Raw genomic sequence first — 7,981 nt, 5'->3', positions numbered from 1 at the left:
ACCCACCATGCCGCTGAACACCACCGACAGAAAGACCTAACGGAGTCCTACTAGCTGTACTCGCGGTAGTACAGCAGTTGGCCCGCCTCGCCCGCGGCGGCGCCCTCGCTGGGGAGGAAGAGGCTGACCAGCACCGCGGTCCTGCCGTTCGGCGCTTTCAGCGTCGTGATGCTGGGGTTGGCGTAGGCGGTGCTGCCACCGTTGGTGTGGATGGTGATCTGATCGGCGTTACCGGTGGCGTAGTCGTAGACGAAGGTACGCCAGGACCTGAAGTCGTTCTTCGCGTACTGGCCCTCGATCACACCCAGTTGGTAGCCACGGAAGATGAGCGCATCCCGGTCCCCGATATTTCCCTTGACGCCCCAGTAGAGCAGCGCGTTGTCGAAATTCGACTGGGCCGAGGCCGACCAGGAGGAGAAGTTGGTCAAGGTGGCGCGCTGTTGCCGGTCGACGTCGCAGTTCGCGTAGTAGTGGCCGCCGATGTCGATGACCGAGTGGTCGATGTCCGGCTTGAGCGTCACGGAATAGATGTTCGGCGTTCCCTCGGCGCAGGACGACAGTGTGCGGGGGGCGTCGTAGCTCTTCGTGGCGCTGCCGCTGAGCAGATGGGCGCGGTCGGGGTAGTAGCGGACGGCTATGTGGTTGTTGGGATCCTGCTCCCACGCCATCACATAACCACCCGTGGATATCTGGGTGATGGTCGGCTGCGAGGCACCGGTGCCCAGGTCGTGGGCGACCGTCCAGTTCATCAGGTCGGTGGAAGTCGCGACAAAGGCATGGAATCGGTTGTCGCTGAGCATCGTGTGGTACACCGCGAGGTAACTGCCGGAGGAATCCTGGATGACCTTCGCCGTGTCCATGCTGTGCCCGGCGCTGTCGGTCGCCCCGTAACGGCGGGCGTTGGCACTGGTCACGTTCTCGATCATCCCGCGCAGTTCGGCCCGCGCGGCATCGGAGGGTGCCGCCACCGCGGGCGTGAGTAGCCCGCCGACCAGGAACGCCGCCGTCGCAATGGCGAGTACGGCCACCCGTACCGCACCACCGTGTCCCCGAAGTGTGCGTCCCATCGGTCATTCCCCCCGCGAGATAGGCGCCAACACCATGTGAAGCTACGGCACTTGACTGCACACGAACAAGATGGCATCCGTGTACTGGGTACCGCAGCACCGTGCACCTCGGCAATCCCGACTACGTATCAGCTGCTGGGGTTTCTGGTTCGGGGTGGTGTCGATGCGGCGTCGTGATCAGCCCAGTCGCCGCGGTGAATGCCGGGCGGGAGCGGCCCGTGGTGCGTCTGCGTCAAGCGGGTGCGGACCGCCCGGCGGGATCGCCCGTGCTGCATGAAACGAGCTGGCTGCGGTCAGGCGGACCGCGTCAGCTCTCAGGTGGTTTCGCCGAAGTGGGTCCGGCAGCGGCTGGCGAAGCGCCCCAGGTGCGCGACCCCCATGAGTGTGCGCAGCGATCTGACGGGGGCGGCGTGGGCGGAGAGGACAGCGCGTCAGTCAGACGCTCAGGCGAAGCGCAGGCGGACGGCCGCGTGGCGTTCGCCAACACCAGAGTGATCAAGGGCGATGTGACGGTGTTCGCCACACGGCCTGCCACAGTTTCCGGATACCTGCACCAGGTCAAGCGACTGACCGCGAGGGACTTCCGCGGCCGGGAGCAGGAGTTAGCCGCTATGGCCGCTTTCTGCACCTCGCCTGACTCCCCCGGGGCCGGCCGGCCGCGATGTGGTGGCGTTGGTCAGAGCCCGCCTGGGCGGCAAGAGCGCGCTGCTAGCCGAGTTCGTTCTGCATCCGCCGCCTGGCGTCACCCTGGTGGCGTTTCCTCATCACCGCCTGCCTGGCCGGCCAGAACACCCGCACCGCGTTCTGCGAGGTCGTACAGCGTCAGCTGTACGACCTGCTTGAGGAGGACGAGCCGCCTGTTTCGGTGCACACACGCGAGGAACAGTTCCTGCACGTGCTGGACCGAGCGGCGGCGCGGTGCGCGGCGAGCGGCTGGTTCTGGTGGTGGACAGGCTGGATGAGGGTCGTAGACGCGACCGCGACCGCGAGCTCGTCCGGGACGGTGCGGGGCACAGCATCGCCGCACTCCTTCCGGCTTCGCCTTGGGGGCTTCAGTCAGCCATTTCCTGCCGTTGAGGCGCCTCACTGGGCTGATCGGATAAACCGACGGCTCGACGACGGCAAGGGGCTGGTGCGCGACAAGGACGGTCGCCGGAAGACGTGGCGGCGTGCTGGACGCTGGGGCCTGTTGGCCACGTTGGGCCCGACCAGGCTCGGCTTCTGCCTGATCCTCAAGTTCTTCTAGATCCAGGCCCGGTTCCCAGAATTCATCGACGAGTTTCCTCAGCCTGCTGTTGAGTACGCCGCCGGTCTGGTCAAGGTGCCGGCGGCCGAGCACGCGAAGAACGACCTGTCCGACCTGGCGGGTGCGAAGCGGCACCGCAAGCAGATCGCGAGGCTCTGAGACTCCGGCCGTCGACCGAGGCGGATGAGGTACGCCTGACGAAATGTCTGTCGACGGGGTTCTTTCCGGTCGAGCTGGTCGAGGACCGGCAGCGGAGGCCCTGTTGGTGCAGTGCCGGGTAGGGCGGGTTCGTCGGGCACGGACCCGTGTGGAGAAGGCACATATGGTGGCCCGCAACCGGTAGGAGCGTGCCTTCTCAGTCAGATCACCGCCGGGTGACCGAGGACCAGACGCTGGCATCCCACAGTGCCGGGCTCGACTCTGCACGTCCCACGCTCACAGCTCGGCGAACCGGGCCTGTCCGTCCGGCCCGTTGACGTAGGTGAGGAGGTGGCGGGCGATGCGCTGGGCGGTCTCCCGGCCCAGAACGTTGGGCCCCCTCCTTTGCGTCAGCAGGCGGAGGGGCCTTCGAGCCCCGGGCAATCTCCAGACCTGCCAGGACCTCACCGCGTATGCTCCGCGGATGACCGAACAGAAGATCACACAGGGGCGCCACGAGGGCCTGTTGGCAGGGCAGGTGGCGATGATCACGGGGGCGTCCAGCGGTATCGGTGAGGCCGCTGCACGGCTGTTCGCGCAGGAGGGCGCCGCGGTCGTCCTGATGGCGCGCCGTGGGGACCGGCTGCGAGCCCTCGCCGAGGAGATCACCGGCGCGGGCGGCCACGCACTGGCCGTCCCGGGCGACGTCACTCAGTCCGGTGATGTCCGCCGGGTGGTCGAGGCAACCGTGGACCGGTTCGGGAGCCTCGACTGCGCCTTCAACAATGCCGGTTACGCCACCGTTGAGGTTTCGCTCCACGAGACCGACGACGAGGTCTACGACCGCACGATGGACGTCAACGTCCGTGGTGTCTGGAACTGCCTGAAGCACCAGTTGCCCGTGATGCTGGCCTCGGGCAAGGGCGGGTCCATCGTCAACACCAGCAGTACGGCAGGTCGTTACGCAACGGGCGCGTCCGTTCCCTACGTCGCCGCCAAACACGCCGTACTCGGCATCACCCGTGCGTCTGCGGCGGAGTACGGGGACAAGGGCATCCGCGTGAACGCACTCGTGGTCGGCACCACCCGCAGCGAGATGATCGATGGGGCCGTGCGTCAGTTCCCGCACCTGGAGCAGGCGTTCATCGCCCCTCAGATCCAAAAGCGCATGGCGGCACCTCGGGAGATCGCGGAAGCCGCAGCCTGGCTCTGCAGCCCCCGCGCGTCCTTCGTCACAGGGGTGGCGATGCCGGTCGACGGAGGCATATCCGCTCAGGCGAAAGCCGGCTGAGCCGGGACAACGTTGACCACCCCGAACGCAGCCTGAAACACACAAGAACGACCGCTACAAACCTCGGGCAGCTCAGGGCGGTGCGGTGGCGACGCCTCCGAGGTCGTCGCTCAGGCACTACGGAGTGCTGGGCGGCCCGAACTCCCTGGTCGAGCCAGGCGACTCCTTTCGCTGTCAAAGGAGTGCGCCACGAGGCGCTACGCACGCGCGTGGAGGTGGCGGCGTCCACGGGGTGACTGTTGATCTTCGCCCACTGGTGGTTTTAGTCGTCGTAGGCGGTCAGTGCGCGCATGACTGGCTGGCCGCGCATGAAGCTAGCTCCACTCATCAGGCCCTGGGAATCGATCATCGAGGCTGGCGCGGTGACTGATGAGCGGGAGCGGGTGCTGCCGTCGGGAATGCGGGCCACCGCGCTGGGGGTGGCCAGGGTGCGGGCGCTGGAGACCGAGCGGGAGAACGTACTTCTCCGCGACCCACTGGCACAGGCCTTCGCCGCCGCCGGCGGCTTGTGGCCCTCCTCGCCGCCTCTGTCCGATGACGAGGCCGCGCGCCGCCGGCCGACCGTGTCGTTCTCCGTCGTCATCAGGGCGAAGTTCCTCGACGACCTGTTGCACCAGGCCTGCGCATCCGGAGTCCGGTTACGCGACGACATCCACGAACCGTTCCTCTCCCTCGGATGCGCACTCATCTGCTGGCGACGCCTGAAGTCATCGCGATAGGAGTTCCTACTCCGCCACCGGACGGGGGGCATCGGAGGTAAGCGGGTGCTCGGCAAGAGCAGCCTGGGAGGTGTAATAGGCGCGATTGCGGTGCTGCCACCCGCCCGGATAGGCGCCACCAGCCGCGACTACTCCCCGTTTGACATGGTTCTGACGGGTGGCATGGTGGTAGGCGGGGGCGACAGTTGGGAGGCTCGGCGTGGCATCGGGTTCGGCATGGCGTTCCGCAGCGCGGCAACTGCCACTCAGGCTCACCGTCGGCGCGTTCTTCCTCCACTCCGGACTGTCGAAACGCGAGGCGGACCAGGCCACCGCTGAGCGGCTCCATCAGTTCGCCACCACCACCTACCCATTCCTGGGCAAGCTCGACGCCCAGAAGTTCGTCCGGCTGCTGTCCACCGGGGAGATCGCCGTTGCCACCGCGTTGCTCCTGCCGGTTATCCCTGCCGCTGTCGCCGGGGCTGCGCTCACCGCATTCTCCTGCGGCACTCTCGGGCTCTACCTGCGTACGCCGGGCGTGCGTCAGGAACGCAGTCTGCGCCCCACTGAACAGGGGACCCCACTGGCCAAGGACGTCTGGATGCTGGGCGTCGGCATCTCCCTCATCGCCGAGGGCATGAGCGAACACCGGGGACCCGCCGCCACTGCCCTCGGCCCTTGGCGCCGAATGCTGCGACTCTGATCAACTCACCGCCCCAGGGGCAATGGTGCCAGGGGAGTCGATATGGCCACGACTAAATGGTTCTTCGAGCCCGGCCATACCGGCGCGGAGTTCCGCACCACGCACATGATGGTCACCTACGTCCGCGGACAGCTCAAGAACGTGCACGGCCGACTGCAGGTCGACCCCGAAGACCCGGAGAGGGCCCGCGTCGAGGCGACCATCGATGCGACCCAGGTGTACACCGGTCAGCCCAAGCGTGACGCCCATCTGCGCAGTGCCGATTTCTTCGACGTCGAGCACCACCCGACGTGGACATTCATCGGGTCACGCGTTCATCAGGTCAGCGCAACCGAATTCGAGGTCACCGGAGAACTCACCGTACGGGGCGTCACGCATCCCGCAACCTTCGACGTCACCTACTTGGGACAGTGGGACACCCCCTGGTGGGAGGACGGCCGAAACCTCGGCCCCAGGAGACGCGCCGGCTTCACGGCCACCACCCGCATCAATCGCCATGACTTCGGGGTGAGCTGGAACGACGTGGTCGACCGGGGCGGAGTCGTCGTCAGCGCCATGGTCGATGTCGTGGTCGACATCGAGGCCGTCCTCGAGGCCGGCGAAAGGGCTGCCTGAGCACGGCTCCCCGGTGGTTTTTGAGGCCGACGGCCACCGACTGCCAGCCCGGCCATGGACCGCCCAGCGACAGCCTGCGTCCCAGCCCATCGCCCAACTCGTACGGGACCAGCAATTCGTCCAGCCCGCGCATCGGAGCGGTTCCCCAACCTGACCGTAAGCCGCGGCTCCCAGCACCAGGCTTGCCAACTACGGATCAAATCCGCCAACCATCGCTCGACGTCACCTGAGCATCACGGCCAAGCAGCACACTCAGTAGCCAAGTAGGCGCTCACTCACAGAATGGGTGCTGCAGGCGATGAGGCGGCCGAGCTCGCGGGCGCCGAGCTCCTGAGCCGTGGCTCAGTTGGCACCTGCGGGACCTGGTGACCTGGCCGTTGTGGGATGGCGAAGCACGTTGGTTGTCACCGAGCTCTGGTCAGTTGATGTCGAACTCGTTCCCTTCGGGGTCCTTCATTCCGACCGCGTAGTGGTCGATTCGTTTTTCGTACATGACAACGGTGTTGGTGGCGCCCAAGCCCACGAGGCGGTCGGCTTCGGCGTCCACTCGCTTTTTCCGCGTCTCAATCGGGTCTGTCCGGTCGCCGCTGGCGTGGATGTCGATGTGCAGCCGGTTCTTCACAGCCTTCGCGTCCGATACCACATGGAACCAGATGGCCGGTCCACCGCCCTGCGGGTCGCTGATCCGGTCCGGGGCCCCCGGTCAACGCTTCTTCCGGTAGCCCCAGGTCACGGTAGTAGTCGTCCCATGCGGCGAAACCAGATGGGGGCGGCGCGACTTCATAGCCCAGTGCGGCGGCCCAGAAGTTGGCCTGCCGGCCGGGATCGGCGCAGTCGATCACCAGCTGGTAGCGAACGGACATCGGGATTCCTCTCTCAGCCGCACAACTCAACCGACCATCCTGCCAGTTGCGAGGCAAAGGCCGCGACCCTGCAGAGCCACGCATCAACGCGAAGTGACAACAAGCCTGTCCATGTGACAACCATCGCGCTTCAGCTCAGCTCCGGTGACTGAGCGATTTACCCGGCCAGTTGAGCGCGGAAGGGCACGATAGCGCTCACCGGGGTCAATGGGCTGATTTCCGGTGATCTCGGTTCGGTACAGCGTAGTTGCGGTGTGCTGTAGCCGTGGACGCGGTGCGGGCAGTAGCGGCGGGTGGTGGGGAGCAGCCAGTCCCGCTGCGGAGGCGGAAGCAGCACCGCCTCGCGGATTGGAGGGAAGCGCGCGGCCAGGGGCTCAACAGTGAGGTCGCGGACCTCGTTGGGGGCTGGGCACCCAGTGGCCGGGCGGCCGTTCTTCGCCCCCGAGACGGTGACCACCGATCACGGCAGCATCTACAAGAGGCCGACCTGGACGACGATCCGGTCCGCGGCCGACTTTCGAGACGCCGAACAGTAAGCCCAGCTGGCGCCTCGTCAAGTTTGTCCGCCAGTATGCCGCGACCAGCAGTACTCGATCCTCCAACGGCAGACCCCACGGCCGGCCCCGTCGTGCCGCGTCCGCGCCCTCGCGGCGCAGTCCCGTCACCAACTTCCCGAAGGAGCGTGGGTTCAGCCCGGTGAACGGGGTTATCCAGGACGGCTCCGACGCCGTGATCACACCAGCCACACCAAGATCATCGCACCGCGACCGGCGAGATGGCTCAGATGCGGAAGCTCAGCCGCAGGGCGAGCAGGCGACGTATGCGACCAGAGGTCCCGCGAAGAGTCCCGAGCCTCCTCACCTCCTCCACTTCAAGTTCCAGACGGTCCGCGAGGGCAAGCACAGCGGCGTACGGCCGTTCGCCCTCCTCGAGCTTCGCTGCCACGGCATCCAGGACAGCTCGAAGGACGATGGGGTTCGCAGTGGGATGGTCTGCCAGCAGGCGAAGAAGCTTGTTGTCGTTCCAGGCGCTGTCGCGGGCTGCGCTCAGTTCCAGGAGAGCTGCGGGCGGGGTGTGGGGATTGGTGGCCAGGGCATGCCAGACGAAGGGGTACGGACATTGCGCGAGACGCTGCAGGACGGAACTGTCCTTCTCGGTATGCGCCAGTGCGAGGTAGTCGGCGGGCGTGGACACGAGGGTGGCCTCTCAGGATGGTCGAAGCCGTCATCTTGCCACCGCACCTGTGTTGCCAGCGGACGGGAGCGGTCATGTCCGACATGCCTCGCCCATCACTTACGGGACAGGCCTTACGAGCTCGTGCATGGTTGGCGGTGAGACGTCGAGGACTTCGGTGGGGCCC

General features: G+C 66.5%; 8 protein-coding genes and 2 pseudogenes. 4 read left to right on the top strand and 6 right to left on the bottom strand.

The window, feature by feature from the left end:
* Positions 1-50: 50 nt before the first annotated feature.
* Complete coding sequence (locus tag ACFWP7_RS42145; protein WP_384393817.1) at positions 51-1,067, bottom strand: hypothetical protein; 1,017 nt, start codon at positions 1,065-1,067, stop codon at positions 51-53.
* A gap of 742 nt (positions 1,068-1,809) precedes the next feature.
* Positions 1,810-1,962, bottom strand: a complete 153-nt coding sequence (locus tag ACFWP7_RS42140) for a hypothetical protein (protein ID WP_384393815.1) — start codon at positions 1,960-1,962, stop codon at positions 1,810-1,812.
* A 973-nt stretch (positions 1,963-2,935) separates the two neighbouring features.
* Between ACFWP7_RS42140 and ACFWP7_RS42135 the strand changes: the two genes are divergently transcribed.
* The 4 genes and pseudogenes from ACFWP7_RS42135 to ACFWP7_RS42120 all read left to right on the top strand — a co-directional run bounded on the left by ACFWP7_RS42135 (position 2,936) and on the right by ACFWP7_RS42120 (position 5,758).
* Positions 2,936-3,742 carry an SDR family NAD(P)-dependent oxidoreductase gene (locus ACFWP7_RS42135; RefSeq protein WP_384393813.1) on the top strand — a complete coding sequence of 269 codons (807 nt, stop codon included), beginning with the start codon at positions 2,936-2,938 and terminating at the stop codon, positions 3,740-3,742.
* Between the two features lie 398 nt (positions 3,743-4,140).
* Positions 4,141-4,380, top strand: a pseudogene (locus ACFWP7_RS42130) (class I SAM-dependent methyltransferase); the annotation flags it as partial.
* A 280-nt stretch (positions 4,381-4,660) separates the two neighbouring features.
* A complete protein-coding gene (locus ACFWP7_RS42125; protein ID WP_384393811.1) occupies positions 4,661-5,143 on the top strand; it encodes a hypothetical protein in 483 nt (160 codons plus the stop codon).
* 42 nt (positions 5,144-5,185) lie between these two features.
* The gene (locus tag ACFWP7_RS42120; protein WP_384393808.1) at positions 5,186-5,758 is read left to right on the top strand and encodes a YceI family protein; all 573 of its coding nucleotides are present in this window, start codon (positions 5,186-5,188) and stop codon (positions 5,756-5,758) included.
* Positions 5,759-6,176: 418 nt separating this feature from the next.
* Here ACFWP7_RS42120 and ACFWP7_RS42115 read toward each other — a convergent pair whose 3' ends face one another.
* The 4 genes and pseudogenes from ACFWP7_RS42115 to ACFWP7_RS42100 form a co-directional block, all read right to left on the bottom strand.
* Positions 6,177-6,401, bottom strand: coding sequence for a VOC family protein (locus tag ACFWP7_RS42115; RefSeq protein ID WP_384393803.1), 225 nt, complete (start codon positions 6,399-6,401; stop codon positions 6,177-6,179).
* Complete coding sequence (locus tag ACFWP7_RS42110; protein WP_384393801.1) at positions 6,322-6,621, bottom strand: VOC family protein; 300 nt, start codon at positions 6,619-6,621, stop codon at positions 6,322-6,324. The genes ACFWP7_RS42115 and ACFWP7_RS42110 overlap by 80 nt, the downstream gene beginning before the upstream one ends.
* A 481-nt stretch (positions 6,622-7,102) precedes the next feature.
* A pseudogene (locus tag ACFWP7_RS42105) lies at positions 7,103-7,367 on the bottom strand (transposase family protein); the annotation flags it as partial.
* Positions 7,368-7,401: 34 nt separating this feature from the next.
* Entirely contained in the window at positions 7,402-7,815 is a 414-nt protein-coding gene (locus tag ACFWP7_RS42100) for a hypothetical protein (protein WP_384393798.1), read from the bottom strand.
* Positions 7,816-7,981: the final 166 nt, after the last annotated feature.

This window comes from Streptomyces sp. NPDC058470 (assembly GCF_042721055.1).
GTDB lineage: Bacteria > Actinomycetota > Actinomycetes > Streptomycetales > Streptomycetaceae > Streptomyces.
This window is presented reverse-complemented; position numbering and strand designations above follow the sequence as displayed.

Coding starts and splice junctions, on each gene's coding strand:
- ACFWP7_RS42120 (WP_384393808.1), top strand. CDS start 5,186: ATGGCCACGACTAAATGGTTCTTCGAGCCCGGCCATACCGGCGCGGAG.
- ACFWP7_RS42110 (WP_384393801.1), bottom strand. CDS start 6,621: ATGTCCGTTCGCTACCAGCTGGTGATCGACTGCGCCGATCCCGGCCGG.
- ACFWP7_RS42145 (WP_384393817.1), bottom strand. CDS start 1,067: ATGGGACGCACACTTCGGGGACACGGTGGTGCGGTACGGGTGGCCGTA.
- ACFWP7_RS42135 (WP_384393813.1), top strand. CDS start 2,936: ATGACCGAACAGAAGATCACACAGGGGCGCCACGAGGGCCTGTTGGCA.